This is a genomic window from Falsiroseomonas frigidaquae (genome assembly GCF_012163145.1).
Lineage (GTDB): Bacteria > Pseudomonadota > Alphaproteobacteria > Acetobacterales > Acetobacteraceae > Falsiroseomonas > Falsiroseomonas frigidaquae.
The window spans coordinates 811,292-837,768 of record NZ_JAAVTX010000002.1; the positions used below are offsets into that span (position 1 = coordinate 811,292).

27 protein-coding genes and 1 tRNA gene are annotated in these 26,477 nt (G+C 69.2%); 10 read left to right on the forward strand and 18 right to left on the reverse strand.

The annotated features are described in order from the left end of the window. Positions 1-153 precede the first annotated feature (153 nt). Together HB662_RS08275 and HB662_RS08280 are read right to left on the reverse strand one after the other, a co-directional pair. The gene (locus tag HB662_RS08275; protein ID WP_168049066.1) at positions 154-1,113 is read right to left on the reverse strand and encodes a respiratory chain complex I subunit 1 family protein; all 960 of its coding nucleotides are present in this window, start codon (positions 1,111-1,113) and stop codon (positions 154-156) included. Position 1,114: 1 nt separating this feature from the next. After that, on the reverse strand, positions 1,115-3,205 hold the full coding sequence (locus HB662_RS08280) for a proton-conducting transporter transmembrane domain-containing protein (protein ID WP_168049068.1): 2,091 nt from the start codon (positions 3,203-3,205) through the stop codon (positions 1,115-1,117). A gap of 159 nt (positions 3,206-3,364) precedes the next feature. Here HB662_RS08280 and HB662_RS08285 point away from each other — a divergent pair, with 159 nt between their 5' ends. The 4 genes from HB662_RS08285 to HB662_RS08300 all read left to right on the forward strand — a co-directional run bounded on the left by HB662_RS08285 (position 3,365) and on the right by HB662_RS08300 (position 6,193). Further along, positions 3,365-3,925, forward strand: coding sequence for a TRAP transporter small permease subunit (locus tag HB662_RS08285; protein WP_245185490.1), 561 nt, complete (start codon positions 3,365-3,367; stop codon positions 3,923-3,925). A 36-nt stretch (positions 3,926-3,961) separates the two neighbouring features. Further along, a complete protein-coding gene (locus HB662_RS08290) occupies positions 3,962-5,377 on the forward strand; it encodes a TRAP transporter large permease (RefSeq protein ID WP_168049072.1) in 1,416 nt (471 codons plus the stop codon). After that, positions 5,374-5,829 carry an SAM-dependent methyltransferase gene (locus HB662_RS08295; protein ID WP_168049074.1) on the forward strand — a complete coding sequence of 152 codons (456 nt, stop codon included), beginning with the start codon at positions 5,374-5,376 and terminating at the stop codon, positions 5,827-5,829. Before HB662_RS08290 ends, HB662_RS08295 begins: the two co-directional genes overlap by 4 nt. A gap of 61 nt (positions 5,830-5,890) precedes the next feature. Continuing rightward, positions 5,891-6,193: an alkylphosphonate utilization protein gene (locus HB662_RS08300; protein ID WP_168049076.1), complete on the forward strand. Its 303-nt coding sequence runs from the start codon at positions 5,891-5,893 to the stop codon at positions 6,191-6,193. Between the two features lie 9 nt (positions 6,194-6,202). On the opposite strand, the gene HB662_RS08305 is transcribed toward HB662_RS08300, so the two are convergent. Continuing rightward, positions 6,203-7,030, reverse strand: a complete 828-nt coding sequence (locus HB662_RS08305) for an aldo/keto reductase (protein WP_168049078.1) — start codon at positions 7,028-7,030, stop codon at positions 6,203-6,205. On the opposite strand from HB662_RS08305, the gene HB662_RS08310 reads away from it, so the two are divergent. Then, a complete protein-coding gene (locus HB662_RS08310) occupies positions 7,029-7,703 on the forward strand; it encodes a hypothetical protein (RefSeq protein WP_168049080.1) in 675 nt (224 codons plus the stop codon). The genes HB662_RS08305 and HB662_RS08310 overlap by 2 nt on opposite strands. Before the next feature lie 275 nt (positions 7,704-7,978). Here HB662_RS08310 and HB662_RS08315 read toward each other — a convergent pair whose 3' ends face one another. The 7 genes from HB662_RS08315 to sdhC all read right to left on the reverse strand — a co-directional run bounded on the left by HB662_RS08315 (position 7,979) and on the right by sdhC (position 14,110). Then, entirely contained in the window at positions 7,979-8,782 is an 804-nt protein-coding gene (locus HB662_RS08315) for an undecaprenyl-diphosphate phosphatase (RefSeq protein WP_168049082.1), read from the reverse strand. Between the two features lie 96 nt (positions 8,783-8,878). Beyond that, entirely contained in the window at positions 8,879-9,967 is a 1,089-nt protein-coding gene (locus HB662_RS08320; protein ID WP_168049084.1) for a TRAP transporter substrate-binding protein, read from the reverse strand. A 159-nt stretch (positions 9,968-10,126) separates the two neighbouring features. Beyond that, complete coding sequence (locus tag HB662_RS08325) at positions 10,127-10,546, reverse strand: DUF4149 domain-containing protein (RefSeq protein ID WP_168049086.1); 420 nt, start codon at positions 10,544-10,546, stop codon at positions 10,127-10,129. A gap of 24 nt (positions 10,547-10,570) precedes the next feature. After that, complete coding sequence (locus tag HB662_RS08330) at positions 10,571-11,353, reverse strand: succinate dehydrogenase iron-sulfur subunit (protein WP_168049088.1); 783 nt, start codon at positions 11,351-11,353, stop codon at positions 10,571-10,573. A 16-nt stretch (positions 11,354-11,369) separates the two neighbouring features. Continuing rightward, positions 11,370-13,187 (reverse strand): succinate dehydrogenase flavoprotein subunit, encoded by a 1,818-nt coding sequence (sdhA, locus tag HB662_RS08335; protein ID WP_168049090.1) that lies wholly within the window; start codon positions 13,185-13,187, stop codon positions 11,370-11,372. A 72-nt stretch (positions 13,188-13,259) separates the two neighbouring features. Beyond that, a complete protein-coding gene (gene sdhD, locus HB662_RS08340; protein ID WP_168049092.1) occupies positions 13,260-13,655 on the reverse strand; it encodes a succinate dehydrogenase, hydrophobic membrane anchor protein in 396 nt (131 codons plus the stop codon). 11 nt (positions 13,656-13,666) lie between these two features. Next, positions 13,667-14,110, reverse strand: coding sequence for a succinate dehydrogenase, cytochrome b556 subunit (sdhC, locus tag HB662_RS08345; protein WP_168049094.1), 444 nt, complete (start codon positions 14,108-14,110; stop codon positions 13,667-13,669). 158 nt (positions 14,111-14,268) lie between these two features. On the opposite strand from sdhC, the gene HB662_RS08350 reads away from it, so the two are divergent. Both HB662_RS08350 and HB662_RS08355 read left to right on the forward strand, forming a co-directional pair. Further along, positions 14,269-14,439 (forward strand): hypothetical protein, encoded by a 171-nt coding sequence (locus tag HB662_RS08350; RefSeq protein WP_168049096.1) that lies wholly within the window; start codon positions 14,269-14,271, stop codon positions 14,437-14,439. 235 nt (positions 14,440-14,674) lie between these two features. Next, complete coding sequence (locus tag HB662_RS08355; protein WP_168049098.1) at positions 14,675-15,271, forward strand: YajG family lipoprotein; 597 nt, start codon at positions 14,675-14,677, stop codon at positions 15,269-15,271. Positions 15,272-15,521: 250 nt separating this feature from the next. Here HB662_RS08355 and HB662_RS08360 read toward each other — a convergent pair whose 3' ends face one another. From HB662_RS08360 to HB662_RS08370, 3 genes are all read right to left on the reverse strand, one after another. Then, entirely contained in the window at positions 15,522-16,544 is a 1,023-nt protein-coding gene (locus HB662_RS08360) for an aspartate-semialdehyde dehydrogenase (protein ID WP_168049100.1), read from the reverse strand. A 78-nt stretch (positions 16,545-16,622) separates the two neighbouring features. Then, positions 16,623-18,941 (reverse strand): methyl-accepting chemotaxis protein, encoded by a 2,319-nt coding sequence (locus HB662_RS29665; protein ID WP_168049102.1) that lies wholly within the window; start codon positions 18,939-18,941, stop codon positions 16,623-16,625. A 148-nt stretch (positions 18,942-19,089) separates the two neighbouring features. Beyond that, positions 19,090-20,082, reverse strand: coding sequence for a TAXI family TRAP transporter solute-binding subunit (locus HB662_RS08370; protein WP_168049104.1), 993 nt, complete (start codon positions 20,080-20,082; stop codon positions 19,090-19,092). A 165-nt stretch (positions 20,083-20,247) separates the two neighbouring features. Between HB662_RS08370 and HB662_RS08375 the strand changes: the two genes are divergently transcribed. Together HB662_RS08375 and HB662_RS08380 are read left to right on the forward strand one after the other, a co-directional pair. Continuing rightward, the gene (locus HB662_RS08375; protein WP_168049106.1) at positions 20,248-20,673 is read left to right on the forward strand and encodes a DUF1489 family protein; all 426 of its coding nucleotides are present in this window, start codon (positions 20,248-20,250) and stop codon (positions 20,671-20,673) included. Between the two features lie 120 nt (positions 20,674-20,793). Continuing rightward, positions 20,794-21,306, forward strand: coding sequence for a hypothetical protein (locus HB662_RS08380; RefSeq protein WP_168049108.1), 513 nt, complete (start codon positions 20,794-20,796; stop codon positions 21,304-21,306). A gap of 43 nt (positions 21,307-21,349) precedes the next feature. On the opposite strand, the gene HB662_RS08385 is transcribed toward HB662_RS08380, so the two are convergent. Together HB662_RS08385 and HB662_RS08390 are read right to left on the reverse strand one after the other, a co-directional pair. Then, positions 21,350-22,000 (reverse strand): CoA transferase subunit B, encoded by a 651-nt coding sequence (locus HB662_RS08385; RefSeq protein WP_168049110.1) that lies wholly within the window; start codon positions 21,998-22,000, stop codon positions 21,350-21,352. A 13-nt stretch (positions 22,001-22,013) separates the two neighbouring features. Continuing rightward, on the reverse strand, positions 22,014-22,775 hold the full coding sequence (locus tag HB662_RS08390) for a CoA transferase subunit A (protein WP_168049112.1): 762 nt from the start codon (positions 22,773-22,775) through the stop codon (positions 22,014-22,016). Positions 22,776-22,919: 144 nt separating this feature from the next. On the opposite strand from HB662_RS08390, the gene HB662_RS08395 reads away from it, so the two are divergent. Further along, a tRNA-Ala gene (locus HB662_RS08395) sits at positions 22,920-22,995 on the forward strand. Positions 22,996-23,074: 79 nt separating this feature from the next. Here the strand turns inward: HB662_RS08395 and HB662_RS08400 are convergent. The 3 genes from HB662_RS08400 to HB662_RS08410 all read right to left on the reverse strand — a co-directional run bounded on the left by HB662_RS08400 (position 23,075) and on the right by HB662_RS08410 (position 26,441). Next, positions 23,075-23,428: a hypothetical protein gene (locus HB662_RS08400; RefSeq protein WP_168049114.1), complete on the reverse strand. Its 354-nt coding sequence runs from the start codon at positions 23,426-23,428 to the stop codon at positions 23,075-23,077. Positions 23,429-23,518: 90 nt separating this feature from the next. Further along, positions 23,519-25,363 carry a potassium transporter Kup gene (locus tag HB662_RS08405; RefSeq protein ID WP_342449467.1) on the reverse strand — a complete coding sequence of 615 codons (1,845 nt, stop codon included), beginning with the start codon at positions 25,361-25,363 and terminating at the stop codon, positions 23,519-23,521. A gap of 283 nt (positions 25,364-25,646) precedes the next feature. After that, positions 25,647-26,441: an amino acid ABC transporter ATP-binding protein gene (locus tag HB662_RS08410; RefSeq protein ID WP_168049118.1), complete on the reverse strand. Its 795-nt coding sequence runs from the start codon at positions 26,439-26,441 to the stop codon at positions 25,647-25,649. Positions 26,442-26,477: the final 36 nt, after the last annotated feature.

Genomic DNA, 26,477 nt, shown 5'->3' on the forward strand with positions numbered 1-26,477 from the left:
CCGGGTGCCTTCGGCACGCGGCATCATGACCCCTTTTCAGACCCTCAAACGGCGGGCGCGCGCTTGCCTTCGCGCCGACGCGCCGTTGCGCAGGGGGGAAGGAAGCACTGTGCGCGGGCCGCTGGCGCGGCCTTGAGCCGGTGTCCTTGCCCATCACGCCAGCCTCGTCGAGAGAAACAGCAGCAACGCCGCCAGCAGCCCCAGCAGCAGCGCGGCGCCGAGGAATTCCGGCACCCGGAACACGCGCATCTTCGCGATCGCGCTCTCGAAGGCCGCCAGCGCCAGGCAAAGCAGCGCCATCTTCGCGACCCAGGCCGCCACGCCAACCACCCACCCGAGCAGCGCGAAGCCGGCAGGCGCCGTGCCGAAGGGGAAGAAGATGGCCGCCACCAGCGCCAGCCACAGCGTCAGCCGCAAGGCGGAGGCCGCCTCCCACAAGGCCAGGTGCCGGCCGGAGGCTTCGAGGATCATCGCCTCATGCACCATGGTCAGTTCCAGGTGGGTGGCGGGGTTGTCCACCGGGATCCGCGCATTCTCCGCCACCGCCACCGCCAGCAGCGCCACCAGCGCCAGGCCGAGCGAGACGCGCAGGCCGAGCGATCCCTCCTGGAACAGCGCGCCCACCGTCTCCAGCCCCGTGCTGCCGGCCAGCATGGCCAGCACCAGCGCCACCAGCAGCAGCGCCGGCTCGGCCAGCGCGGCGAAGGACATTTCCCGGGATGCGCCCAGCCCGCCGAAGGCGGTGCCGACATCCATGCCGGCCAGCGCCAGCGCAACGCGCCCGGCCGCCAGCAGCCCGGCGATCACCACCAGGTCGGCCAGCGGCGCCAGCGCCATGCCGCGCGCGAAACTCGGCACCAGCACCAGCGCGGCCAGGGCCAGGGTGGCGCCGGCATGGGGTGCGGCCTGGCTGATCCAGCTGGCATTCTCCGCCAGCAGCGGCCGCTTGCGCAGCAGCTTGAGAAAATCCCGCAGCGGCTGCAGGGGCGAGGCGCCGATGCGGCCCTGCATCCGCGCCTTCAGCCAGCGGATGCCGCCCACCACCAATGGCGCGGCAGCCAGCACCAGGGCCAGATGCAGGATCTGGGTCAGGATGGCGGCGAGCCAGTCCATCTCAGCCCGCCTCCAGCCAGGCGGCCAGCGCCAGCAGCGCCACCAGCGTGCCGAAGGGCAGCATCAGGGTGGCCGTCAGCGGCAGGTCGCGCAGCTGCTCCGCCCGCGCCGCCAGCGCATCCCGCAGCCGGGCCAAGGGTGCCAGCAACCGGGCCTCGGAGGGATCGGTGAAGCCGGAGGTGACGCGGGCCGCGCCCGGGTCGCCCGGACGCGCCATCTCCACGGATTCATGCGCCGCCAGCAGCGAACCGCCCAGCATCCGCCGCAGCGGCTGGCCGAAGCCGGCAGCCGAGGGCTGGGTGACGGGATCACCAAAAGGCAGGTGCTGCGGCGGGGCCATGAAGCCGCCATCCCAGGCCGGGCCGCGCGCCACGCCCGCCGGCGCACGGCGCCGCACCAGCCACCAGATGGCGCCGCCCACCACCGCCAGCAGCAGCGTCAGCGCCAGCGGCCAGTAGCGCGCCCCACCATCGCCGACGCGGACCATCGCCAGGCCGCTGCGCTCCACCATGCCATGCGGCACCAGCACCTGCACCGCGCCCTCCGCCAGGCCGAGCAGCGTGCCGGGCAGCAGCCCGAACAGGATGGTGAGCGCGGCCGGCAGCAGCAGCGCCAGCCGGGCGGGCATCGGCCCATCCACCGCCCCCGCGGCGCGCGGCGTGCGCGGCCGGCCGAGGAAGACCAGCCCGAACAGCCGCACCATCGCCGCCGCCGCCAGCGCCGCGGCCAGTGCGGCCGCCGCCACCACCGCCACGCCGAGCACCTGGAAGGCCAGATCACCCACCCGCCAAGCCGCCAGCAGCGCCTGCAGCAGCAACCATTCGCTGGCGAAGCCCGACAGCGGCGGCAGGCTGGCCGCGGCCGCGGCGCCAACCAGCACGGCGCCGGCGGTCCAGGGCATGGCGTGGATCAGCCCGCCCAGCCGGTCCAGCCGGCGCGACGCCGCGCCATGCGCGACTTCCCCCATGCCGAGGAACAGCAGCGACTTGAACATGGCGTGGTTCAGCGCGTGCAGCAGCGCCGCACCCGCCGCCAGCCCGGCCAGCACGCCGAGATCCGCCGCGCGGAAGCACGCCGCCAAACCAAGTCCGAGGCAGATCAGGCCGATATTCTCGATGGTGGAGCAGGCCAGCAGGGTCTTGCCGTCCTCCTCCAGATTGGCGCGCAGCGCGCCGAGCACGGCGGAAGCCGCCCCCAGCACCAGCAGCGGCACGCCCCACCACAGGGGCTGCGCCGGGCCGGACAGGTCCAGCAGAAGGCGCGCCAGCACATAGACCGCGACCTTGGTCATGGCGCCCGACATCAGCGCGGAAACGTGGCTCGGCGCGGCGGCATGGGCCAGCGGCAGCCAGTTGTGCAGCGGCACCAGCCCGGCCTTGGCGCCGGCGCCGACCACCACCAGCGCCAGCACCGCCGCCGCCACCCAGCCCTGCGGCGGCGCGACGCGGATGGCCGCGAAGGACAGGTCGCCCGCCACGCCGCCCAGCAGGCCAACCGCCGGCACCAGGCAGACACCGCCGAGCAGCGCGAAGGCTAGATAGCGCCGTGCCGCATGCCGATTTTCCGCCTGCGCATGATCGGCGGCGACCAGGACCCAGGAGGCGAGGGACATCGCCTCGAACCCCAGCAGCAGGGTGAAGCCATCGGCCGCGACCAGCGCCAGCGCCATGCCGGCCAGGAACAGCGGATAGGCCGCCAGCAGCCGCGGTGCGGCAAGGGGATGCGCCAGGCCGAACAGCGCGGAGCACGCCGCGGCCAGCCCCAGCAGCAGCAGGAACCAGGCGGACAGCGCATCCACCGCCACCAGCGCCGGCACGCCGAGCGGCAGCGCCTGCACCGGAAGCGCGCCCGCCAACAGCACCGCCAGCCCCACCCCGGCCAGCACCGCCGCCGCAAAAAGGCAGAAGCCGTGCACCACCAGCCCCGCCCAGGCAAAGCGCGCCAGCGGCACGGCCACCACCGCCAGCAGCGCGAGGCCCGCCAGGATGAGGATGAGCGCCGTCAGCACGGCAGGAGGGGAAAGCGGGTCACCGGCTGCCAGCTTAGGAGCCCGCCCGCGCCGGCAGAAGGGGGCGCCCAGGCGCTGCGCCATCAAGTCTCGTATGGGCGCGGATTTTGCCGGCCCGGCAAGGCGCCGCTTTCCAAGGCCAGCCGCCAGCGCTACAGCAACCCGCCTGGCCTATTTCGGCGCCGCGCCCGGCGTGGCACGGCGCCGCGAGACCGGGTGAAACAACCCTGATGCCTTGAGGGGATGCGTCCTTTGGGCCCGTTGCTCGCCTTCAGCCGCGGCGTCGATGCCCTGAACACCGGCTTCGGGCGCATCGCGGACTACCTGGTCCTGATCGCCTGCGCTGTCAGCGCCGGCAATGCATTCCTGCGCTATGGCTTCTCCGCCGGCTCCAACGCCTGGCTGGAGGTGCAGTGGTATTGCTTCGCCGGGATGGTGATGCTCGGCGCCAGCTACACGCTGCGCCGGAACGAGCATGTCCGGGTGGACCTGGTCTATGGCGCGCTGGGGCAGCGGGCGCGGATCTGGGTGGATATCCTCGGCCTGACCTTCTTCCTGATGCCGGCCATGGCGCTGCTGGCCTGGATGACCTGGCCCTTCTTCATCGAATCCTGGGTGCGGGAGGAAATCTCCTCCTCCCCCGGCGGGCTGATCCGCTGGCCGGTCAAGCTGCTGCTGCCGCTGGGTTTTTGCCTGATGTGCGCGCAGGGGCTTTCGGAACTGGTGAAGCGCGTGGCGGTGCTGCGGGGCGTCGAGCTGCCGCGCGGCCAGCTTTTCGCCACCTACGCCCGCCCCGACCAGTGAGCACCACCCCCGCACGCCGCCCGAAGGCCTGATACGATGCTCCATGAGGATATCATGCCGCCGCTGATGTTCGGCGGGCTGGTGGTGTTCCTGCTGATAGGCTTCCCCGCGGCCTTCTCCCTGGCCGCCGTCGGGCTGTTCTTCGGCTTCATCTCCATCGAGCTCGGCTTCTTCCCGGAAGCCTGGATGTTCAACCTGCCGCTGCGGGTCTTCGGCATCCTGTCCAACGATTTGCTGCTGGCGATCCCGTTCTTCACGCTGATGGGCGCCGTGCTGGAACGCTGCGGGCTGGCGGAGGACCTGCTGGAGGGCACCGGCCAGCTCTTCGGCAAGATCCCCGGCGGGTTGGCCTATGCCGTCATCATCGTCGGCGCCATCCTGGGCGCCATCACCGGCACGGTCGCCGCCAGCGTCATCTCCATGGGCATGATCAGCCTGCCGATCATGATGCGCTACGGCTACGACATGCGGATCGCGACGGGCGTGATCGCCGCGTCGGGCACCATCACCCAGGTCATCCCGCCCTCGCTCGTGTTGATCGTGCTGTCGGACCAGCTCGGGCAGAGCGTGGGGGACATGTATGCCGGCGCCATCGGGCCGTCGCTGCTGCAGATATCGCTGTTCCTGCTGTTCATCTGGGGCGTGTCCATCTTCCAGCCGCACAAGGTGCCGCCGCTGCCGGCGGAGGCGCTGGCACCGCGTGACTGGCGGCTGTGGTGGCGGGTGCTGAAGGGCATGGTCCCGTCGATGGGCCTGATCTTCATGGTGCTCGGCACCATCTTCCTCGGCCTCGCCACCCCCACCGAGGCCGGCGCCATGGGCGTGGTCGGCGCCGTGGTGCTGGCCGCGCTGAACCGGCGGCTGACCTGGCCGCTGATCCGCCAGGCGATGGGCAATACCATGCGGATCACCAGCATGGTCATCTTCATCCTGATCGGCGCCACGGTCTTCACCCTGGTGTTCCAGGGGGTGGATGGCGGCATCTGGATCGAGCATTTGCTCGGCCTGCTGCCGGGCGGTCAGACCGGCTTCCTGGTCTTCGTCAATATCTTCATCTTCTTCCTGGCCTTCTTCCTCGACTTCTTCGAGATCGCCTTCATCGTCATCCCGCTGCTGGCCCCGGTGGCCAAGTCGCTCGGCATCGACCTGGTGTGGTTCGGCGTGCTCATCTGCATCAACATGCAGACCGCCTTCATGCACCCGCCCTTCGGCTTCGCGCTGTTCTACCTGCGCGGCGTGGCGCCGAAATCGGTGCTGACGCGGGACATCTACCTGGGCGCCATCCCCTGGCTGGGCCTGCAGCTGCTGTTGGTGGCTGTGGTGATCTTCTGGCCGCAGAGCGTGACCTACTGGCTGGACCGCGGACCGCGGGTGGACCCGAGCACCGTCATCATCGACCTGCCGCCGCCGGTCTCAACGCCGGACATCCCCTCGGTGCCGATCTTCCAATGAAGCTGGTCCCGATCGGCACGGTCGATGGCGGCCGGGCGGAACCCCTCGACGATGCCTGGGACAGCGTCGAGGCCGAAATCCGGCTGGACCCCGCCGTGCTGGGGCCGGACGCGGCGCTGGGGCTCGATCAGTTCAGCCACATCCTGGTGGTGTTCGGCTTCCACCGCCTGGACGCAGCTTCGGTGGAGGACAACGCCCGACACCCGCGCGGCCGCCAGGACTGGCCGCGCATGGGCATCCTGGCCCAGCGCGGCGCGCCGCGGCCAAACCGGATCGGCGTGACCACCTGCACGCTGCTCTCCGCCCAGGGCCTGGTGCTGCGGGTGCGCGGGCTGGATGCGATTGCCGGCAGCCCGGTCTTCGACATCAAGCCGCACATGACCGGCTTCGACCCGCGCGGCGAAATCCGCGAGCCCGACTGGGCGCGGGAGATCATGGCCGGCTACTGGTAGCCCGCCCCTTGCGGCGCCGCCCAGGCCGGGCGAAAGCGCCGCGACGCGGAGAGCGAACCAGATGGCTGACGACGAGTATGTCTTCGACGAGGCGACCGGCGAATGGCGCCCCGCCAGCGAAATCGCCGCCGCCACCACGCCCGGCCCGGCGGTCATCCGCGATGCCGCCGGCAATGCCCTGGCCGATGGCGATTCCGTCACCCTGATCAAGGATCTGAAGGTGAAGGGCGCCAATCAGACGCTGAAGCAGGGCACGGTCATCCGCTCCATCCGCCTGACCGACAATCCCGAGGAAATCGACTGCCGGCACGACAGCATCAAGGGGCTGGTGCTGCGCACGGAATTCGTCCGCAAGCGAGGGTAGCCGCCCCGCTCAGATCATCTCGAGCGGTCGCTTGCGCTTCGGCGGCGGGAAGGCGGCGTCGATTTCGGCCAAGTCCTGCTCCGTCAGCCGCAAATCCCGCGCCGCGACATTGGCGCGAAGATGCGCCGGGTCGCTCGCCTTCGGAATGGCGATCACCCCCGGCCGCGCGAGAACGAAAGCCAGCGCCACCTGCGCCGGCGCCACGCCATGCCGCTCCGCCACCACCCGCAAGGCCTTATGCCGCAACAAGGCGCCGCCCTGGCCGATCGGGGAATAGGCCATCACCGGCATCGCCCGCGCCGCGCAGAAGGGCAGCAGGTCATATTCCACGCCGCGCGCCTCCAGGTTCCACAGCACCTGGTCCGTGGCGCAATCCGCCAGCGCCGGGCCCAACTCCTCCAGGTCGTCGACATCCAGGTTGGACACGCCCCAGCGCGCGATCTGGCCCCTGGCCAGCGCCGCCTCCATCGCCTGCACCGTCTCCGCCAGCGGCACGCCGCCCCGCCAATGCAGCAGGTACAGGTCCAGCCGCTCCACCCGCAGCCGCTTCAGGCTGGCCGCCAGGGCCAGCGGCAGTTTCTTCGCGGACGCATTGTGCGGATAGACCTTGGAGACGAGGAACACCTCCTCCCGCCGCCCGGCGATGGCATCGCCCACCACCTCCTCCGCGCCGCCCTCGCCATACATCTCCGCCGTGTCGATCAGCTTCAGGCCCAGATCCAGGCCGAGCCGCAGCGCATCCGCCTCCGCCCGCCGATCCCCACCCTCACCCATCCGCCAACTGCCGTGGCCGAGCGCCGGCACCGTGACACCATCCTGAAACCGCACCTGATCCATGGAACCCACGCCTCCCGCATCCCATCTGCGCAACATGATCCGCATCGCGCTCCCCCTCGCGACCTTCATGGTCGCCGCCACCCTCGGCAACGCACAACCCGTGCCGAGCGTCCAAGGCCAGGTGCCGGAGGAAATCGGCTCCTGGCGCCTGTCCTGCCTGCAGGACCGCATGACCGACCGCGCCGACTGCCTGCTGCGCCACCGCGAACCCGTGGAACAATCGCAGAGCGCGACCGGATCCTCCCTCGTCCTCGAAGTGCAGGACCGCGGCGGACACCTGGTGCCCGTCATCGCCGCGCGCGACCTCTCCCTCGAATCCGCCAGCCGCGGCCTGCTGGCCGTGACCGGCACCGCACAACTCCGCTTCCCACCCAACCGCTACTTCGAACTGCCCTGCACCCTGGAAGGCCGCAGCCTGGTCTGCGCCCCACGCCCCGAAGACGCACCCCGCGCCGCCAGCGAACTCGCCACCGCCGAAACCGCCCTGGTCCGCATGACCGGCCTCGGCGCCGGCTCCGACCGCGCCGACCCCGCCGAACTCCGCCTGAACCAGACCCAGACCGCCCTGGCCCGCTTCCGCGCCCGCGTGCCGGAAGGCAGCACCCCACCGCCGTCCTCCGGCCTCACCCTCCCCGACATCACCAACCGCCTGCAACGCCTCTTCGGAAACTGACGCCGAGACCGGGATGGCCGGGGGGGGCGCGGGTGATTGCAGGAGGGGCGCTGCCCCTCCTGCACCTCCCCGCAAAGGGCTTTGGCCCTTTGAACCCATGAATATGAGCAGAAATGGAGAGAGGGCCGGAGCAACCGCCTGTTCAGCGGGACTGCTGGCCCCCTCTCCATTTCTGCTCAAGGTCCTCGCGGTCCAGGGGCCCGAGGCCCCTGGCAGGGGGTGCAGGGGGACAGCGTCCCCCTGCAGGCAACTCGAGCCCCCAGGGCCGCCCAGTCTCAGCGCAGGATCAGAAAGGCGAGCATGAGGGTGCCGAGGGCGATGCGGTAGTAGCCGAAGGGGGTGAAGCCGATGCGGGAGATGACGCGCATCAGCCATTGCACGATGACCAGGGCGACCGCGAAGGCGGTGACGAAGCCGATGCTGATCTGGCCGAGATCGGACAGGTCCAGTTCCGCGCGGGCCTTGTAGAGGCTGTAGGCGGTGGCGGCGAACATGGTGGGGATGGCGAGGACAAAGCTGAATTCCGCGGCGGTGCGTCGTTCGACGCCGACGAGGAGCGCGGTGATGATGGTGGCACCGGAGCGGGAGGTGCCCGGGATCATGGCGAGTGCCTGGCCGAAGCCGATCAGCAGGGCTGCGAGGGGGCCCATCTGGGGCACGGTGTGGATGGAGGGGGTGGGGCGCCAGCGTTCGATGGCGATGATGGCGATGCCGCCGAGGATCAGCGCGAAGCAGACCACCCAGGGGCTGAACAGCAGGCGGGTGATGGTGCCGTGGAAGGTGGCGCCCAGGAAGGCGGCGGGCAGGAAGGCCAGGATCAGGTTCTGCGCGTAGAAGCGTTCCGGGCCGGGTTTCCAGGCCAGTGTGGCCAGTCGCCAGAGCGTGGCGCGGAACACGACGATGACGGCGAGGACGGCGCCGAGCTGGATGCAGATTTCGAAGGTCTTCCCGGGCGGTCCCTGGAAGCCGATGAGTTCGCCGAGGAGGATGAGGTGGCCGGTGGAGGAGATGGGCAGGAATTCAGTCGCGCCCTCGACCACGCCCATGGCCAGGGCAGACAGTAGCGTCCCGAGATCCATCCGTGCCTCATCCGTACCGGTGTCGTCCCCGGCTATACGGCAGTGGCCGGCGCGCCGCGATGGCGCGCCGGCTGGGATGGCCGCGAATTTATCGGCTCAGCGAACCGTTTGCGCCGCGGAGAAGGCGAAGTTATCGTAGCTGTTCTCGGCGATGCGGAACCACTGGAACTGCTCGGTGCGGAAGCGGGTGTAGCTTTCCATGATCTTGGCGAAGCGCGGATTGCCGCGGGCCAGGTCCGCGTTCATTTCCTCATTCGCCTTCCAGGCGGCTTCCAGCACGGGGCGCGGCCAGAAGCGCAGCTGCGCGCCGGCGGCGACCAGGCGGCGCAGGGCCTGCGGGTTCATGAAGTCGTAGCGCGCGACCATGTCGGCATCCGCCTCGGCGCAGGCCACTTCCAGCGCGTGCTTGTACTGGTCCGGCAGCGCGTTCCAGGCGCGCATGTTGGACATGAAGTGCAGCCGCGCGCCCGGCTCCCAGAAGCCCGGGGCGTAGTAGTAGCGGGCGACGCGCACGTAGTTGGCGCGCTCATCGTCGTGCGGGCCGACGAATTCCGCGGCATCGATCACGCCGCGCTCCAGGGAGGGGTAGATATCGGCGGGCGCGATCAGCGTGGGCGCGGCACCAAGGCGGGTAAACAGCTGCCCGGCGAGACCCGTGATGCGGAACTTCAGGCCGCGGAGCTGCTCGACGGAGGTGATCTCGTTGCGGAACCAGCCGCCCATCTGCGCGCCGGTGTCGCCGCAGGTGATGCCGTGGATGTTGTACTCGTTCAGCAATTCGGCCGCGAGCTGGTTGCCGCCGCCGTAGCGGTACCAGGAGGTGAGCTGGCGGGTGTTCAGGCCGAAGCACATGGCGGTGAAGGGGGCGAAGCCCGGTTCCTTGCCGATGTAGTAGTAGGAGGCGGTGTGCCCGGCCTCGATCGTGCCGGCCTGCACCGCGTCCAGCACCTGGAGGCCGCCGACGATCTCGCCCGCCGGGAAGGTCTGGATGCGGAACTTGCCCTCCGTGAGCTGGGCGACGCGGGCGGCCACCTTCTCGAAGGTGCCGTAGAGCACGTCGAAGACGCGGGGGAAGGAGGAGGCGGCGCGCCAGCGCACTTCCGGATTGGCCTGGGCGACGGCAGGCGTGGCGAGGGCGAGGGGCGCGGCCGCGGCGGCGGCGCCCAGCATGGCACGGCGGTTCATGGAACTTCCTCCCGGATTGGGCGCACGGACGGATGGCCCGCTTCTGAACTCAGGATTAATCGATCCCGCAGCCGCCGGAAAGTAGCGGATTATTGCGGCGCTCAAGCATTTCAAGCCTTGCGGCTTCGCAAGGCGACTCGGAATGCATCCGAAACAGGCCTACAGGACAAATCCCGCGAGCACCGCGCCGGCGGCGATGAGTTGCAGCAGGTTGGCGGCGACGGAAAGCCGGTGGCCTGTGTCGAAGCCGCGCTGGGCGCTGGCATCGCCCGCCTTCACCCGGTCCGACAATGCGTTGATGCGCGGCATCAGCACCTGGCGCAGGAAGACGGTCAGGCCGGCTATGGCCGCCATGATGCCCGCATCGGGCTTCGACAGCGGAAACAGCGCCACGCAGGCCGCGGCGGAGGTGGCGAGCACCCAGAGGTAGTAGGGCGGGAAGACGCTGCGGATGAAGCGCCCGGCCATGTCCCCCGGCAGCACGCGGAACACGATGGGGGCGATCAGGGCGGCGAAGAAGGCCATGCCGCCGAACAGCAGCGCCGTGCAGAACAGCGCGATGACAAGCAGGGCGGTCATGGTCTGGCCGCCCTGCCGCGTCGATCAGACCACCCGTTCGGCGAGCATCTTCTTGATGTCGCCGATGGCCTGCGCCGGGTTCAGCCCCTTCGGGCAGGTCCGGGTGCAGTTCATGATGGTGTGGCAGCGATACAGCTTGAACGGGTCTTCCAGCGCATCCAGCCGGTCGCCCGTATGCTCATCGCGCGAGTCCGCGATCCAGCGATAGGCCTGCAGCAGTACGGCCGGGCCGAGGTAGCGGTCGCCGTTCCACCAATAGGACGGGCAGGCGGTCGAGCAGCAGAAGCACAGGATGCATTCCCACAGCCCGTCGAGCTTGGCGCGCTCCTCCTTCGACTGGAGGCGCTCGCCATCCGGCGGCGGGGGGGTGTCGGCCTTCAGCCAGGGCTCCACGCTGCGCAGCTGCGCGTAGATCTGGGACAGGTCGGGAACGAGGTCCTTCACCACCGGCATGTGCGGCAGCGGGTGGATGCGGACCTCGGCCTTCACATCCTCGATCGGCTTCAGGCAGGCCAGCGTGTTCAGCCCGTCGATGTTCATCGAGCAGGAGCCGCAGATGCCCTCCCGGCAGGAACGCCGGAAGGTCAGCGTGCTGTCCACCTCGTTCTTGATCTTGATCAGCGCGTCCAGGACCATCGGCCCGCACTGGTCCAGGTCGATGTCGTAGGTGTCGGTACGCGGGTTCTCGCCGGAATCCGGGTCCCAGCGATAGATCTTGAAGGCCCGCACGTTCTTCGCGCCAGCCGGCGCGGGAAAGTGCTTTCCCTTGGTGATCGTGGAGTTCTTCGGCAGCGTGAAGGTGGCCATGGCTCTGATCGGGCTCCTAGTACACGCGCGCCTTGGGCGGGAAGACCTGGACCTCGTTGGTCAGGGTGCGCATCTTCACGTCGCGATAATCCAGCTTCACGTTCCGGTTGTCGTCCACCCAGGCGAGGGTGTGCTTCATCCAGTTCGCATCGTCCCGGTCCGGGAAATCCTCATGCGCATGCGCGCCGCGGCTTTCCTTGCGGGCTTCCGCGCCGTGGATCGTGGTGAGCGCGTTGCCGATGAGGTTGTCCAGTTCCAGCGCCTCGACCAGGTCGCTGTTCCAGATCAGGCTGCGGTCGGCGATCTTGATGTCGTCGTAGCTCGAGGCGACCTTGCCCATCTTGGCGACGCCCTCGCGCAGCAGCTCGCTGGTGCGGAACACCGCCGCGTGCTCCTGCATCGTGCGCTGCATCTGCAGGCGGACGTCGGAGACGGTGGAGCCGCCCTTGGCGTTGCGCACCTTGTCGAAGCGCGCCCAGCTGGACTCGCCCGCGCCCGGCGGCAGCGGGGCCTGGCTGGCGCCCGGCTTGATGGTCTCCGCCGCGCGATGCGCCGCGGCCCGGCCGAACACCACCAGGTCGAGCAGGGAGTTGGTGCCGAGGCGGTTGGCGCCGTGCACGGAGACGCAGGCCGCCTCGCCCACCGCCATCAGCCCGCGCACCACCCGGTCCTGGTCCTGCGCCGTGGGGTTCAGGACCTCGGTGTGGATGTTCGTCGGGATGCCGCCCATGTTGTAATGGACGGTGGGGAGCATCGGGATCGGCTCCTTCGTCACATCCACGCCCGCAAAGATTTTTGCCGTTTCCGAGATGCCGGGAAGGCGCTCGTGAAGAAGATCGGCGCCCAGGTGTTCCAGGTGCAGGTGGATGTGGTCCTTCATCGGGCCGACGCCGCGGCCTTCGCGGATCTCCACCGACATGGCGCGGGAGACGACGTCGCGGGACGCCAGGTCCTTCGCCGTCGGCGCATAGCGCTCCATGAAGCGCTCACCCTCGGAGTTGGTGAGGTAGCCACCCTCGCCGCGCGCACCTTCGGTGACGAGGCAGCCGGAGCCGTAGATGCCGGTCGGGTGGAACTGCACGAACTCGTTGTCCTGCAGCGGCAGGCCAGCGCGCAGGATCATGCCGCCGCCGTCGCCGGTGCAGGTATGGGCGGAGGTGCAGGAGAAATAGGCGCGGCCATAGCCGCCGGTCGCCATCACCACGGTCTGGGCGCGGAAGCGGTGCAGGCTGCCGTCTTCCAGGTTCCAGGCGGTAACGCCGCGGCAGACGCCCTCATCATCCATGATGAGGTCGAGCGCGATGTATTCGACGAAGAACTCGCAATTGGCCTTCAGCGCCTGCTGGTACAGCGTGTGCAGGATGGCGTGGCCGGTACGGTCCGCGGCGGCGCAGGCGCGCATCGCCGGCGTCTTGCCGTAGTCCTGCATATGGCCGCCGAAGGGGCGCTGGTAGATCTTGCCGTCCTCGGTGCGGGAGAACGGGACGCCGTAGTGCTCCAGCTCGATGATCGCAGGAATCGCCTCGCGGCACATGTATTCGATGGCATCCTGGTCGCCCAGCCAGTCCGACCCCTTCACGGTGTCGTACATGTGCCAGCGCCAGTCATCCTCGCCCATGTTGCCGAGCGCGGCGCCGACGCCGCCCTGGGCCGCCACGGTGTGGCTGCGCGTCGGGAAGACCTTGGTGATGCAGGCGGTCTTGAGGCCGGAGGCCCCCATACCGAAGGTGGCGCGCAACCCCGCACCGCCCGCGCCGACCACGACCACGTCATAGGTGTGGTCGACGATCCGATAGGCCCCGCCGCCGATTGCGGGCTTGGAGATGGCGTTCATCTGTCCTGCCGTCCATCCGTGAGGCGGGGCGAAATGGCCCGCGCCGTTTGGTACCGAGTTTGGTGCAATGCCTCAGACCGCAAGGCGCAAAACGGCCAGGGCGGCCGCCAGCGCCAACAAGGCGCAGACCGCCTTCACGGCCAGGATCGAGGTGATCTTCACCCATTCCGGCTTGGCGTAGTCCTCCAGCACCACCTGCAGCCCGGAGGCGGTGTGGTGGAAGGTCAGGCCGATCAGCGCCAGCAGCAGCACCGCATTCACCGGATGGCCGATCCAGGCCATCGCTTCCAGATGCGTCATGCCGGCGGAGGTGGCCAGTATGGCGATGAACCAGACGGTCAGCGGCAGCAGCGCCAGTGAGGTGACGCGCTGCATCCACCAGTGATGCGTGCCGGATTTGGCCGAACCCGAGCCGCGGACGCGGCCGAGCGGGGTGCGGAGGGTGGTGGCGCGGGTGGTCTGTTCCATGGTCTCGCCCCTCACCAGGAGATCAGCAGCGCGAGCCAGGTCAGCGCCGTCAGCACCGCGGTGCCGATCAGCACCGCGCGGCCGGATTTGTAGGTGGTCGGGATGTCGTAGCCATAGCCGGCATCCCAGAACAGGTGGCGCACGCCAGCCAGGGTGTGGAACCAGGCCGCGGCCGTCACGCCCATCAGCATCAGGATGCCGACGAAGGAGCCGAGGAACCACTGCACCCGGTCGAAAGCCTCGGGCCCGGATGCCGCGGCCACCAGCCACCACACCATCAACACGGCGCCGGCGGTCCAGGCGATGCCGGTGGCACGGTGGGAGATGGAGATGGCGCTGGTCATCTGCATCATGTCGTAGACCTGCAGATGTGGCGACAGCGGCCGGCGGACCGGCGTGCCATCGGTGCGGCGACCCAGCATGGTCGCGTCGCTTGCGTCTGGGACTGATGACATGCGGTGCCCGCTCCTCATGACGCGCCTGATTGGGGGGCGCGCGCACAGTGTTGACAGGGTTTTATGGTGCACCGCGCCATAGCGTCAACGCAGGCTGGCGGAAATCGGAGAACAAATCGTGAATAGGCAGCGTGATTAGGAATGATATCCTCGCTCGCATGCTCCCCCGAGTCCCAAAGGCCCGACTGCCCCGCTTCGCCCGCCGAAACTGCGCCAATACTGCCGCGCGCGGCAGCGGCCCCGGCTGGCCAAAGGCGCTGCTCGACGTGGTGCACAAGCTGCTGACGGCCGGCGCGGCGCTGGCCACGATCATGCGGCTGTTGTTCTGAAGACGCGGTTAACCGCGACTGCGCGTCCGCATTTCCGCGCCGAAGCGGCACTCAGGTTGCCTCTCACTCCACAAGTTTCGGCGCAACTTGCGCAGCCTTGAAGGCCGCCGGTTCGTGCTCATCGCAGGCATAGCGCCGGGGCGGGTGGCGTCTCAAGAAGACTGCCGACGCCTGGGCAGACTACCCGTAACGATAGATCCTGATACCCTTCCGATCCAAATGGGGAGGAATCGAGATGCGGCGCCTACTTCTTGCGTGCCTGCTGTTGGGCGGGTGCGCCCTTGAACGCGACTACATTGAGGTCCGGCACGTGGCGGCGCCTGGAGTTCAAGCTATTCCGGGCGCCAGCGAAGTTGGCGTGACAGTCGAGACGCGGGATGGCCGAACGATCAGGGACAGGGTGAGCAACAAGATCAATGGATACGGGATGGAGATGGCTCCCATCATCTCCACCAACGACGTGATCGCCGAAACTCAGCGTGCAGTCGTAGAGGAACTGACTTCCAGAGGATTCAGAATCGGAGGAAGCGACGCTCGGCTGGACGTCGAGGTCCTGCGCTTCTTCAGCCAGTTCCGCACAGGATTCTTTGCCGGGTCAGCGAACGCCGACCTGTCTGTCAACGTGCGCCTGACTGACCGATCCGGCCGGCTCGTCCTCGCAAAGACCTTTACCGCCGAGGGAATTGTTCCAAGCCTCCAATTGGCTACCGGAGCCAATGCACGCCTGGCACTTGAGGACGGCTTGCGAAAACTGATCAGGATGATCGGGGACGACGCTGAGCTTGCTCAGGCCCTTCTGCGAGTCGCCCCCTCTGGGCAACCAGTCAGCTGATCGGAGCCCGGAGGCACCATCTCCGGGAGGGTCGAGGTCTTGTCCACGGCGTGGACGAGACCTTGCTGACCGCCGCGGCCCTCGTTCTCGCGCGTCGAAACGCCCTACAATCCTGCCCAGCCTGCAACTCAGCGCCGCGACCCGCGACGCGCGCGTTCAGCAGGCGCAATTCTTCTTCAGCGGCGTGAGGGCCACCGCCGCGCAGTCTTTGCCTCCGGGCATCGCCGTCGGGAATGGTGGCGCGCGGCCGTCAGGCGGCCAACAGCCCCTGCGCCACCAGTTCCTCCGCGATCTGCACCGCGTTCAGCGCCGCGCCCTTCCGCAGATTGTCACAGACGCACCAGAAGGCGAGCCCGTGCGGCACCGTCAGGTCGCGGCGCAGGCGGCTGACATAGACCGAATCCTCGCCGGCGATCTCGGCCGGCGTCGCGTAGCCGCCATCCTCGCGGCGATCGAGCACGATGACGCCCGGCGCCTCGCGCAGCGCCTCCCAGGCCTGCTGTTCGGTGATCGGCTCCTCGAATTCCACATGCACCGCCTCGGCATGGCCGATGAAGACCGGCACGCGGACGCAGGTCGCCATCACGGCGATATCCGGGCCGAGGATCTTGCGGGTTTCCTCCGCCATCTTCTTCTCCTCCCGCGTCGAACCGTCGCCGAGGAAATTGTCGATATGCGGGATGCAGTTGAAGGCGATCTGCTTGGTAAACTGCTCCGAGGGCGGAGTCTCGTTCACGTACACGCCGCGGGTCTGCGACCACAGCTCGTCCATCGCCTCCCGCCCCGCGCCGGAGACGGCCTGGTAGGTGGAGACGACCACCCGCTTCACCCGCGCCAGATCGTGCAGCGGCTTCAGCGCCACCACCATCTGGATGGTGGAGCAGTTCGGGTTGGCGATGATCCGCCGCTTCTTGAAGCGGGCCAGCGCCTGCGGGTTCACCTCCGGCACCACCAGTGGCACGTCGGGGTCCATGCGGAACTGGCTGGTATTGTCGATCACGACGCAGCCGGCGGCCGCGGCCCGCGGCGCATGCACCGCGCTGATCGCGGCACCTGGCGAGAACAACGCCAGGTCGGTGCCCTTGAAGTCGAAGCTGTCCAGCGACTGCACCGTCAGCACCTGGTCATCCCCGAAGGAGACCTGCTGCCCGGCGGACCGGCCGGAGGCGAGCGCCACCATGCGGTCCACGGGAAAGGTACGTTCCGCCAGGGTCTTGAGGATCTCCCGCCCCACCGCCCCGGTGGCGCCGACCACGGCCATCCTGTAGCCCATGCTGCCGCTCCTGCCTTGTCCGGGGGTGGGCTTAGGCGCTCCGCCCCCAGACCGGCAAGGCGCCGGCAGGCGCGGCCCCTACATGGACCGCACGGCGCGCAGGAAGCTGTCGGTCTTCTGGCGCAGCTGGGTCGCCTGGTTGGCCAGCGCGCCGCTGTCGTCGCGCATGGCGCTGGCGGCCACGCCGGTGGCCTGGGCGGCGCCGCGCACCCCCTCGATCCGCTGTGCCACGGTCTGCGTCGCATCCGCCACCTGACTGGCGCTGCGGGCGATTTCCTGCGTCGCGGCGCCCTGTTCCTCTACCGCCGCGGCGATGGCCGTGGCGATTTCGCTGGTGCGTTCCACCGTCGCGCCGATGCCGCGGATGGCGGCCACCGCCTGGCTGGTGGCCTGCTGCATCTGGCCGATCTGGGCGGCGATCTCCTCCGTCGCCTTGGCGGTCTGCCCGGCGAGGGACTTCACCTCGCTGGCGACCACCGCGAAGCCCTTGCCGGCCTCGCCCGCCCGCGCCGCCTCGATGGTGGCGTTCAGCGCCAGCAGGTTGGTCTGGCCGGCGATGTCGCCGATCAGCCGCACCACGTCGCCGATCCGCGCCGCCGCCTCGGACAGGCCCTGCACGGTCGCGTCCGTGGCGCGGGTTTCCGTCACGGCGCGGCTGGCGACCTGCGCCGCCTCACCCACCTGGCGGGAGATTTCGCTGACCGAGCTGGCCATCTCCTCCGCCGCCGCGGCCACCGCCTGCACGTCGCCCTGTGCCTGGCCGCCGGCCGCCGCAACCGCCGCGGCTTCCTCGCCCGAGGTCGCCGCGGTGCCGGAAAGGGAGATGGCGGATTGCTGCAGGCGCGCCGCGGATTCGGCCACCGCCGCCACCACCGCGCCGACTTCCGTCTCGAAGGTATTGGCCAGCCGCACCTGCTCCGTCACCAGGCTCCAGGTCAGCATCGCGGCATTGTATTTGCCGGCGGCGTCGCGGATGGCCGAAACGCGCAGCTCCAGCACCTCGTCGCCCAGGGTGATCCGCCCGGTATGCGGCAGGCGGGACGGGTCGGCCAGCACGGCGCGCTGCGCCTCCGGGTTCTTGTGGAACACGTCCATGCTCTGGCCCAGCATCTCGTCCGGCGCGATCGGCAGCACCCGGCGCAGGGATTCCATCAGGCGGTTCGATTCCGCGTTCATGTAGGTCATGCGGAAATTGTCGTTCGGGTCGGCGCTCATCACCGCCGCCGGAAGCTGCTCGATCATCTGGCTCTGGGCGAAGGCGCGATTGACGGTGGCGCGCAGGCCCTCCAGCGCCTCCGCCATCTGGCCGATCTCGTCGCGGCGGCCGCGATCCGGCACCGTCGCCGTGGCGTCGCCGCTGGCGATGCGGGCCATCACGGCGGACAGCCGGCGCATCGGAGCGCCGATGCCACGCGCCATGCCGAAGGAGGACAGCAGCAGCACCAGGCCGATGGCGCCGCCGGACCAGATCCCGACGTCACGCACCACCTCGGCGCGGTGCATCACCTGCTGCCGCTGCGCGGTGGCCACCTGCAGCCCGGCCGTGCCGAGTTCGTGGATCGCGTCCTGCAGCCCCGCCCGCGCCGCCGTCACGCGTTCGCGGCGTGCCTTCTCGATCTCCTCGCCGGCATCCAGGATCTTCGCGGCGGCCAGGCCGATCGCCTGCGCGCGTTCCGCCAGGCGGTTCACATCCTCGCGCAGCCGGCCCGGCGCCTCGATCGCCAGCAGGCCGCGGCTGTGCACACGGGCCTGCGCGATGCCGCGCCGCACGCGGCGAAGCTGCGCCTCGTCGCCGGTCGCCAGCAACCGCTGCACGCCGATCCGCACATCGTTCACCGCGCCATGCACGGTCAGCAGCCGGTGCCGCGCGTCATCCTGCTGGTCGGCCGGCAGGTCGAAGCCGAAGCTGGCGGAGACCGCCTCGAACAGGCTGTCGTATTCGGAGGAGAGCGGAAACAGTTCCTTGTCGCGCGCCTGGATCACCTGCAGGCGGAGCTGCGCGACCACTTCCAGCGCTTCGCGATAGGCTTCGGACGCCTGGGCCACGGCCGTGGCGGTCTCGGCCACGCGGGGGGAGCCGGAGGCCTGCGCCGCTTCCTGCACCCCGCTGACGCCGGTGCGGATCGCAGCCTCCACCGCCTGCCAGGCCGGCACCTGGCCGGCCTCGTCATGCGTCAGCATCAGGTCGCGTTCCAGCACCGCCACTTCACGCAGCTGGTCCGCGCCGTCCTCCATCCGGTCCATGGCCGATTGCATGCGCGCGGAGGCGGCCTGCTCGGACATGATCCCGGACGTCTCCTGCCAGACCAGGGTCACAAGTCCGCCGAGCAGCAGCAAAGTCAGCGCGGCGGAGGCCGCCAGTTTGCGACCGACCGATAGGTCGAGGAGGAAACGCATAATGCAGGCTCCACGAAAACGACTGGAGCTGCAGGATGACGATGCGGTCTTGCCAGCGTGTGAATGGTTCGCACGCCAACTGCGGCAGACCGATCACGGAACCGTTAGCGTCTCTTGACGTTCGGCTCCGTGACCCGTCTGCGCTGGTTCAGGCCTGGACGAGGTTGTCCGGCACCTGCTGGCCGCTTTCGCGCAGATAGCGCGCCGCACCGGGGTGGAAGGGCAGGAAGGTGTTCTTCGTCCAATTCGCCGCCAGCGTCTCCGACGCCGCCGCGATCGCCGCCTTCAGCCGGGCGTTCTGCGACAGCACCGACTTGGTGATCTCATAGGCCAGGTCGTCGGGGATCGACTTGTGGACGATGGCGAAGTTGTACATGCCGACGATGCCGAGCGGCTTCTGCTGGGTGCGATAGGTGCCCATGGGCAGCGAGCCCGCCGCCAGTTCCGGGTATTTCGCCGTCAGCTTGGTGATCTCATCCTGCGTGAAGTCGAGGAAGTTCACCTCGGCCTGCACCTCGATCTCGGAGAAGGCCGGCACCGGCACGCCGGAGGCGAACAGGAACGCGTCCAGCAGCCCGTCCTGGATCTGCCCCACCAGGTCGGAAGCCGAGCCGTAGCGCACGGCCGAAGGCGTGACGCCCAGTTCCTGCAGAAGCTGCGGGTAGTAGGTGCCCGGCGTGCCGCCGCGCGGGCCGACGCCGACGCTCTTGCCGTTCAGGTCGGCATGCTTGGTGATGCCGGTGCGCTTCAGCGCGATGCCGTGGAACGGCGTGTCGTACATCGGGAACAGCGCGCGGATGTCGCGGAACTTGTTGCCCTGGGTCCAGGCGCCGACGCCGTTCCAGGCCTGCAGCGCCACGCCCATCGTGGCCATGCCCAGCTCGATCTCCTTGCGGTTCACGAGGATGATGTTCTGGTTCGGGCCCTGCGTCGTGCGGTAGGAGATCTGCACGCCGGTGGCTTCCTGCGCGATCTGGCCCCAGGCCGGTCCGTACAGCGCATAGGTGCCGCCGGGCGCGGCAGTGCCCATGTTCAGGGCGCGCGGCCAGGACGCGTTGCGCGGCTGTGCGATGGCCGGCGCGAACAGCGCTGGCGCGGCGGCGCCCAGGATTGTCGCACCCAGCAGGTTGCGGCGAAGCATGGTTTGTCTCCCTTGGACTGTTTCGTTGCTTCCGATTATCCCCGGATCACGCGGCGGGGCAAGCTTTAGCGGCAGGCGCGCCAGCAGCCCGGCTGGCGGGGTACCGTCGCAGAGCCTGCGGGAAGGGCTTGCGCGGACTCCGGAATTGGCCACATCCATCGCCACATGCTGCACCTGCTGAAGCTCTGTGTCGGACCGAAGGAAGTGGCCGAGCTCGCCGCTGGCCAGGCGCGGCGTGCCGTGGCGGACCCGCCACTGCGCCACCAGACCCGGATGATGCCGAAGCGGGCGGCGGAGCTGGTGGAGGGCGGTTCGCTCTACTGGGTGCTGTCGGGTGCCATCCGGGTGCGCCAACGCATCCTGGAGGTGCGGGAGGAACGCTGGGACGACGGCAGCAGCTGCGCCGGGCTGGTGCTGGACCCGGAGCTGGTGCTGCTGGAACCGCGGCCGCAGAAGCCGTTCCAGGGCTGGCGCTACCTGGAGGCCGCCGCGGCTCCGCCGGATGCACCCCGCGGCAGCTCCGCCGCCAGCGGGCTGGCCGACCTGCCCCCCGCCCTGCGGCGGGAGCTGGAGGCGCTCTGCCTGCTATAGGCGGCGCCTGCCGGCGGCATCGGCCTTTCATCGCTTGTGCGGCGCGGCAGGGGCGTCCATCTTCCGGCCGATAGGCGCCCCCGCGTCGCCCGGCCCTTGAGCCAAATGGGAAACCGCCCGATGCGTCGCTTTGCCCTTCTCTCCCTGCCTGCCGTCCTGGCCCTCGGGCTGATGCTCGACCGGCCCGCTTTGGCGCAGCACTGGAATGATTCCGGCCCGGGCCGCGACCTGCTCGGCTCCACCGTGACCGATTTCGAGGCGTTCCGGGAACGCACGCCGGCACCGCCTTCGTTCTCCTCCGGCGCCGGCTTCACGCCCGGCGCCCCGGGCGGCCAGGCCGAGGCGCGCGGGCCGATCCCGCTGCTGGATTGGGTGCCGCCTCCGCCGGTGCCCGCCGCCGCCCCCACGACGCGGCGCCGCAGCCCGCCGCGCCGCACGGTGCGCCGCGCCCCACCGGCGCAGCCAGCGTACGCCGCGCCAGCGCCGACCGCCCGCGCTTCCGCAACCCAGTCGGGCGGCGCCGATTGGGAACGCTCCCTGGCGGAGCGGGAGAGGGAGCTGGAGCGGCTGCGCCGCATCCTGCAGGATGACCGCCTGCGCTACGAACAGGTCCGCCAGCCGCAGCTTCAGTAGGATCTGTCTGCGGGGGCGCCAGGGCGGCGCCCCCTGCCTGAATTCAGGCGTCGGCCAGGGCGGTGGTGAACTCCGCCTCGGTCTTGTCGCGGATCTCGGCCTCGGTCACGCCGGGGGCCAGCTCCAGCAGGCGCATCGGGCCATCGCCCTTCTTGTCGATGCCGAAGACGCCGAGTTCCGTCACCACGATGTCCACCACCCGGCGGCCGGTCAGCGGCAGGGTGCATTCGCGCAGCAGCTTCGGCTTGCCGCCGGCGGTGTGCTCCATCAGCACGATCACGCGCTTGACGCCGGCCACCAGGTCCATGGCGCCGCCCATCCCCTTCACCATCTTCCCGGGGATCATCCAGTTCGCCAGGTCGCCATTCTGCGCCACCTGCAGCGCGCCCAGGATCGACAGGTCGATATGCCCGCCGCGGATCATCCCGAAGCTCTGGGCGCTGTCGAAGAAGCTGCTGCTGGGCAGCTGGGTGATGGTCTGCTTGCCGGCATTGATCAGGTCCGGGTCCTCCTCCCCCTCATAGGGGAAGGGGCCGAGGCCGAGCATGCCGTTCTCGGATTGCAGCTGCACCGTCATGCCGGGCGGCACATGGTTCGCCACCAGCGTCGGGATGCCGATGCCGAGATTGACGTAGAAGCCGTCCTGCAGCTCGCGCGCCGCGCGCGCCGCCATTTCGTCGCGGGTCCAGGGCATGGGTAGGGTCCTTTCAGGCCTGCGATTCGGCGCCGGCCACGGCCGGCGATTCAGACCCGGCCGCAGCCGGGGCGGGATGCTTGCGGGTGGTGCGCTGCTCGATGCGCTTCTGGAAATCCGGCGGCAGCGCGATCATGCGCTTCACGAAGATGCCGGGGGTGTGGATGTGGTCGGCCTCGATCTCACCGTTGCGGACGATGTGCTCGACCTGCGCCACCGTCACCTTGGCCGCGGTGGCCATCACCGGATTGAAGTTCCGCGCGGTCTTCCGATAGACGAGGTTGCCCTCGTGGTCCGCCATCCAGGCGTGGATGATGGCGAGGTCGGCGACCAGGCCGCGCTCCATCACGTAGTGCTCGCCGTCGAATTCCCGGGTCTCCTTGCCCTCCGCCACCGCCGTGCCGTAGCCGGTCTTGGTGAAGAAGGCCGGGATGCCGGCGCCGCCGGCGCGGATGCGTTCCGCCAGCGTGCCCTGCGGGTTGAACTCGATCTCGAGTTCCCCGGCCAGGTACTGCTTCGCGAAGGTCGCATTCTCCCCGACATAGGAGCTGATCATCTTGCGGATCTGCCGCGTGTGCAGCAGCAGGCCGAGCCCCGCATCGTCGATGCCGGCGTTGTTGGAGATGACCGTCAGGTCCTTCACGCCGGATTCCCGGATCGCCTCGATCAGGACGGAGGGTATGCCGCTGATGCCGAAGCCGCCGGACATGATGGTCATGCCGTCCCGCAACAGCCCGGCCAGTGCCGAAGTCGCATCCCCGTAGATCTTGCCCATTGCCACCCTGTGCCTTCCAGCGCCGATCCCCGGAACCTATGCGGGTCCGTGGCGGGGCGGAAGGGGTGATGCAAAAGCCGCATGTGGCAGTCTTGCGTAGCCCCCGAGTGGCGGCTATACGGCCGGCCTCGCGCTGAAGCGTGCGGGGCCATAGCTCAGTTGGTAGAGCGCTTGAATGGCATTCAAGAGGTCTGGGGTTCGACTCCCCATGGCTCCACCAGTTTTCGGAAGGGCGTCCGCCGCAAGGTGGGCGCCCTTTCCTTTTGGCGGTGACCTGTGGCGGCGCGCCGCCCCGGCGCTCAGCCGACCGCCACCACCCGCCAGGCGGCCTCGGTGCCCTCCGGGGTGCGGATGGTCACCACCTCCCCCGGCCGCAGCCAGCCGGCGCCGCCCAGGATGCGGTGCGGCGGGGCGTCCGCCAGCGGGACGCTGCCGTGCGGGAAGCGCAGCGACCAGCCTTCCTCGTCATAGGCCACGTCGCCATGTGCCAGGGCCGCGTCCGGCGCCTCCAGCCTTGCCGGCCAGGGGTCTGGGTCATCCAACCAGGCCTGGCCGTCCGGCGCGCCCTGCGCGTCCAGCGCCATGGCGAAGACGATGCGGTACCCGGCTTCGCCCTGCGGTTCCGCCGGGCTCCAGGTCCGTACCAATGTCACGTCAACCAGCCTCGACGCGGCCACGCTGCCCCCTCCCTCGCCAGCGCGACACGGCGTGGCAGCGGGGCAACGCGGCAGCGCGGCCCCGGTTCAGATCGCCACCCGCACGCCCAGCTCGACCACCCGGTCCGAGGGGATGCGGAAGAATTCCGTGGCCGGCAGCGCGTTGCGGCTCATCAGCGTGAACAGCCATTGGCGCCAGCGTGGCATCTTCGGCACCGCGGCGGCCACCACCGTCTCCCGCCCCAGGAAGTAGCTGGCCTGCATCGGCTCGAAGGGAATGCCTACATCGCGCAGCGCTTCCAGCTCCTTCGGCAGGTTCGGGCTTTCCAGGAAGCCGTAGCGCAGGATCACGCGGTGGATGTCGGGCGCCAGCTCCGTCACCTCCCGCCGGTCCTCGACGCGGGGAATGTCCTCGTTCAGCACGGTCACGAACAGCACCCGCTGGTGCAGCACCTTGTTGTGCTTGAGATTGTGCAGCAGCGCGCCGGGCACGAAATCCGCCTGGCTGGTCATGAACACGGCAATCCCCGGCACCCGCGTGGTGCGTGACTGCGGCAGCCGGGCCAGGAAGGATTTCAGCGGCAGGCTGTCCTGGCGGAAGCGGGCGAACAGCAGGTCCCGCCCGCGGCGCCAGGTCAGCATCAGCGTGAACAGGATGACGCCCAGCACCAGCGGCACGTAGCCGCCCTCCGGGATCTTCAGCGCGGTCGAGATGAAGAAGGTCAGGTCCAGCAGCAGCAGCGGGCCGAACACCCCGATCACCAGCGGCCAGGACCAGCGGTACAGCCCCCGGAACACCAGCAGCGCGAGGCAGGAGGTACAGACGAAGGTGCCGGTCACCGCCAGGCCATAGGCGGCCGCCAGGCTGTCGCTGTTCTTGAACTCCAGCACCAGGATGACGACGCCGATCAGCAGCAGAATGTTCACCTGCGGCAGGTAGATCTGGCCCTGTTCCGTCTCGCTGGTGTGCAGCACGGTCAGCCGCGGCAGGAAGCCCATCTGCACGCATTGCCGGGCGATGGAGAAGGCGCCGGAGATCATGGCCTGGCTGGCGATGATGGTGGCCAGCGTCGCCAGCACCACCAGCGGCAGCCGCGCCCATTCGGGCGCCAGCAGGAAGAACGGGTTCTCGATGGCCGCGGGGTTGGACAGCAGCAGGGCGCCCTGGCCGAAGTAGTTCAGCGCCAGCGACGGCAGCACCAGCGCGACCCAGGCGATCTGGATGGGCCGACGGCCGAAATGGCCCATATCGGCGTACAGCGCCTCCGCCCCCGTCACCGCCAGCACGACCGACCCGAAGGCGATGAAGGCCGCCAGGTGGTAGTGCAGGCAGAACTGGATCGCGTAGGTGGGCGACAGCGCCACCAGCACCTCAGGTTCCTGCACCACCTCGATCAGGCCGAGCAGGCCGATGACGGCGAACCATACCGCGCAGATCGGGCCAAAGATGCGCCCCATGCTGCCGGTGCCGCGCCACTGTACCAGGAACAGCGCCAGCAGGATGCCGAGCGCGATCGGCACCACCGCTTCCTCGAATGTCGGCGAGATGACCTTCAGGCCCTCGACCGCCGACAGCACGGAGATTGCCGGGGTGATGATGCCGTCGCCGAAGAACAGGCTGGCCCCTGCGATGCCCACCAGCGCCACAAGCCAGCGCCCCCGGTCGGACTGCGCCTGGCGCTGCGCCAGGGCCATCAGGGCCAGGATGCCGCCCTCGCCGCGATTGTCGGCACGCAGCATCAGGGTGACGTACTTGACCGTGACGGTCAGCACCAGCGCCCAGAAGATCAGGCTCAGCAGCCCGAGAATCTCCCAGCGCTCGATCCCATCGGATGAGAAATGTAGCAGCGAGGCCCGCAACGCATAAAGCGGGCTGGTCCCGATATCGCCGTAGACGACACCCAGCACACCAATCAGGGCAACCGCCGTCACAGGACGCGCGGCCGCAGGAGGATGACTCAAAGGCGTTGCTCCAAGCGCGGAACCTGGGGAGCCATAGGACCGATGCCGGGGCCGGCGCAAGCACGCTGGCCCCCGGGTTGCGCCGGCGATGCCGGGAAGGCGTTGCCTCCCCCCATACCCCCGCCACAAAGGGCTTCGGCCCTTCGAACCCATTCCTGCCCAGGACCTCGCGGTCCAGGGGCCCGAGGCCCCTGGTGGGTAGGGCGCGGGGAGGGCGAAGCCCTCTCCGAGATCACCGGCGCAACCCGGCGCCTCAATGCCCGCGCAGGATCTGGCTCAGGAACAGCCGCAGGCGGTCGGTCTTGGGGTCGCTGAACAGTGCCTCCGGCTCCCCGCTCTCGACGATCTCGCCGCGGTCCATGAACACAACCCGGTCGGCCACCTGGCGGGCGAAGCCCATCTCGTGGGTCACGCAGATCATGGTCATGCCGGTCTCCGCCAGCATCACCATGGTATCCAGCACTTCCTTGATCATTTCCGGGTCGAGCGCCGAGGTCGGCTCGTCGAACAGCATGATCTTGGGCTTCATGCACAGCGCGCGCGCGATGGCGACGCGCTGCTGCTGGCCGCCGGAAAGCTGGCCGGGGTATTTCTTCGCCTGCTCCGGGATGCGGACCCGTTCCAGGTACTCCATCGCCAGTTCCTCGGCTTCCTTCTTCGGCATCCGGCGCACCCAGATCGGCGCCAGGGTGCAGTTCTCCAGCACCGTGAGGTGGGGGAACAGGTTGAAGGACTGGAACACCATGCCGACCTCGCGGCGGATCGCGTCCAGGCTGCGAAGGTCGTCGGACAGCTCGATCCCGTCCACCATGATCTTGCCCTGCTGGTGCTGTTCCAGCCGGTTGATGCAGCGGATCATGGTGGATTTGCCGGAGCCGGAGGGGCCGCAGACCACCACCCTTTCGCCGGTTGCGACGGTCAGGTTGATGTCGCGCAGCACATGCAGCGCGCCGAACCACTTGTTCACGTCCTGCAGCACGATCGCCGGCGGCGCATCGGCCCGCATGGCGGAGGCAAAGCGGCCCTCGGTCTCGATGGTGTCACCCATTTTCAGCTTCCCTGCTCATTCTTCCGGGGCCTGCGT

What these genes read in the sequence shown, in the direction of transcription:
- HB662_RS08275 (WP_168049066.1), bottom strand. Translation starts at nt 1,113, where the DNA reads ATGGACTGGCTCGCCGCCATCCTGACCCAGATCCTGCATCTGGCCCTG.
- HB662_RS08280 (WP_168049068.1), bottom strand. Translation starts at nt 3,205, where the DNA reads ATGGCGCAGCGCCTGGGCGCCCCCTTCTGCCGGCGCGGGCGGGCTCCT.
- HB662_RS08285 (WP_245185490.1), top strand. Translation starts at nt 3,365, where the DNA reads ATGCGTCCTTTGGGCCCGTTGCTCGCCTTCAGCCGCGGCGTCGATGCC.
- HB662_RS08290 (WP_168049072.1), top strand. Translation starts at nt 3,962, where the DNA reads ATGCTCCATGAGGATATCATGCCGCCGCTGATGTTCGGCGGGCTGGTG.
- HB662_RS08295 (WP_168049074.1), top strand. Translation starts at nt 5,374, where the DNA reads ATGAAGCTGGTCCCGATCGGCACGGTCGATGGCGGCCGGGCGGAACCC.
- HB662_RS08300 (WP_168049076.1), top strand. Translation starts at nt 5,891, where the DNA reads ATGGCTGACGACGAGTATGTCTTCGACGAGGCGACCGGCGAATGGCGC.
- HB662_RS08310 (WP_168049080.1), top strand. Translation starts at nt 7,029, where the DNA reads ATGGAACCCACGCCTCCCGCATCCCATCTGCGCAACATGATCCGCATC.
- HB662_RS08305 (WP_168049078.1), bottom strand. Translation starts at nt 7,030, where the DNA reads ATGGATCAGGTGCGGTTTCAGGATGGTGTCACGGTGCCGGCGCTCGGC.
- HB662_RS08315 (WP_168049082.1), bottom strand. Translation starts at nt 8,782, where the DNA reads ATGGATCTCGGGACGCTACTGTCTGCCCTGGCCATGGGCGTGGTCGAG.
- HB662_RS08320 (WP_168049084.1), bottom strand. Translation starts at nt 9,967, where the DNA reads ATGAACCGCCGTGCCATGCTGGGCGCCGCCGCCGCGGCCGCGCCCCTC.
- HB662_RS08325 (WP_168049086.1), bottom strand. Translation starts at nt 10,546, where the DNA reads ATGACCGCCCTGCTTGTCATCGCGCTGTTCTGCACGGCGCTGCTGTTC.
- HB662_RS08330 (WP_168049088.1), bottom strand. Translation starts at nt 11,353, where the DNA reads ATGGCCACCTTCACGCTGCCGAAGAACTCCACGATCACCAAGGGAAAG.
- sdhA (WP_168049090.1), bottom strand. Translation starts at nt 13,187, where the DNA reads ATGAACGCCATCTCCAAGCCCGCAATCGGCGGCGGGGCCTATCGGATC.
- sdhD (WP_168049092.1), bottom strand. Translation starts at nt 13,655, where the DNA reads ATGGAACAGACCACCCGCGCCACCACCCTCCGCACCCCGCTCGGCCGC.
- sdhC (WP_168049094.1), bottom strand. Translation starts at nt 14,110, where the DNA reads ATGTCATCAGTCCCAGACGCAAGCGACGCGACCATGCTGGGTCGCCGC.
- HB662_RS08350 (WP_168049096.1), top strand. Translation starts at nt 14,269, where the DNA reads ATGCTCCCCCGAGTCCCAAAGGCCCGACTGCCCCGCTTCGCCCGCCGA.
- HB662_RS08355 (WP_168049098.1), top strand. Translation starts at nt 14,675, where the DNA reads ATGCGGCGCCTACTTCTTGCGTGCCTGCTGTTGGGCGGGTGCGCCCTT.
- HB662_RS08360 (WP_168049100.1), bottom strand. Translation starts at nt 16,544, where the DNA reads ATGGGCTACAGGATGGCCGTGGTCGGCGCCACCGGGGCGGTGGGGCGG.
- HB662_RS29665 (WP_168049102.1), bottom strand. Translation starts at nt 18,941, where the DNA reads ATGCGTTTCCTCCTCGACCTATCGGTCGGTCGCAAACTGGCGGCCTCC.
- HB662_RS08370 (WP_168049104.1), bottom strand. Translation starts at nt 20,082, where the DNA reads ATGCTTCGCCGCAACCTGCTGGGTGCGACAATCCTGGGCGCCGCCGCG.
- HB662_RS08375 (WP_168049106.1), top strand. Translation starts at nt 20,248, where the DNA reads ATGCTGCACCTGCTGAAGCTCTGTGTCGGACCGAAGGAAGTGGCCGAG.
- HB662_RS08380 (WP_168049108.1), top strand. Translation starts at nt 20,794, where the DNA reads ATGCGTCGCTTTGCCCTTCTCTCCCTGCCTGCCGTCCTGGCCCTCGGG.
- HB662_RS08385 (WP_168049110.1), bottom strand. Translation starts at nt 22,000, where the DNA reads ATGCCCTGGACCCGCGACGAAATGGCGGCGCGCGCGGCGCGCGAGCTG.
- HB662_RS08390 (WP_168049112.1), bottom strand. Translation starts at nt 22,775, where the DNA reads ATGGGCAAGATCTACGGGGATGCGACTTCGGCACTGGCCGGGCTGTTG.
- HB662_RS08410 (WP_168049118.1), bottom strand. Translation starts at nt 26,441, where the DNA reads ATGGGTGACACCATCGAGACCGAGGGCCGCTTTGCCTCCGCCATGCGG.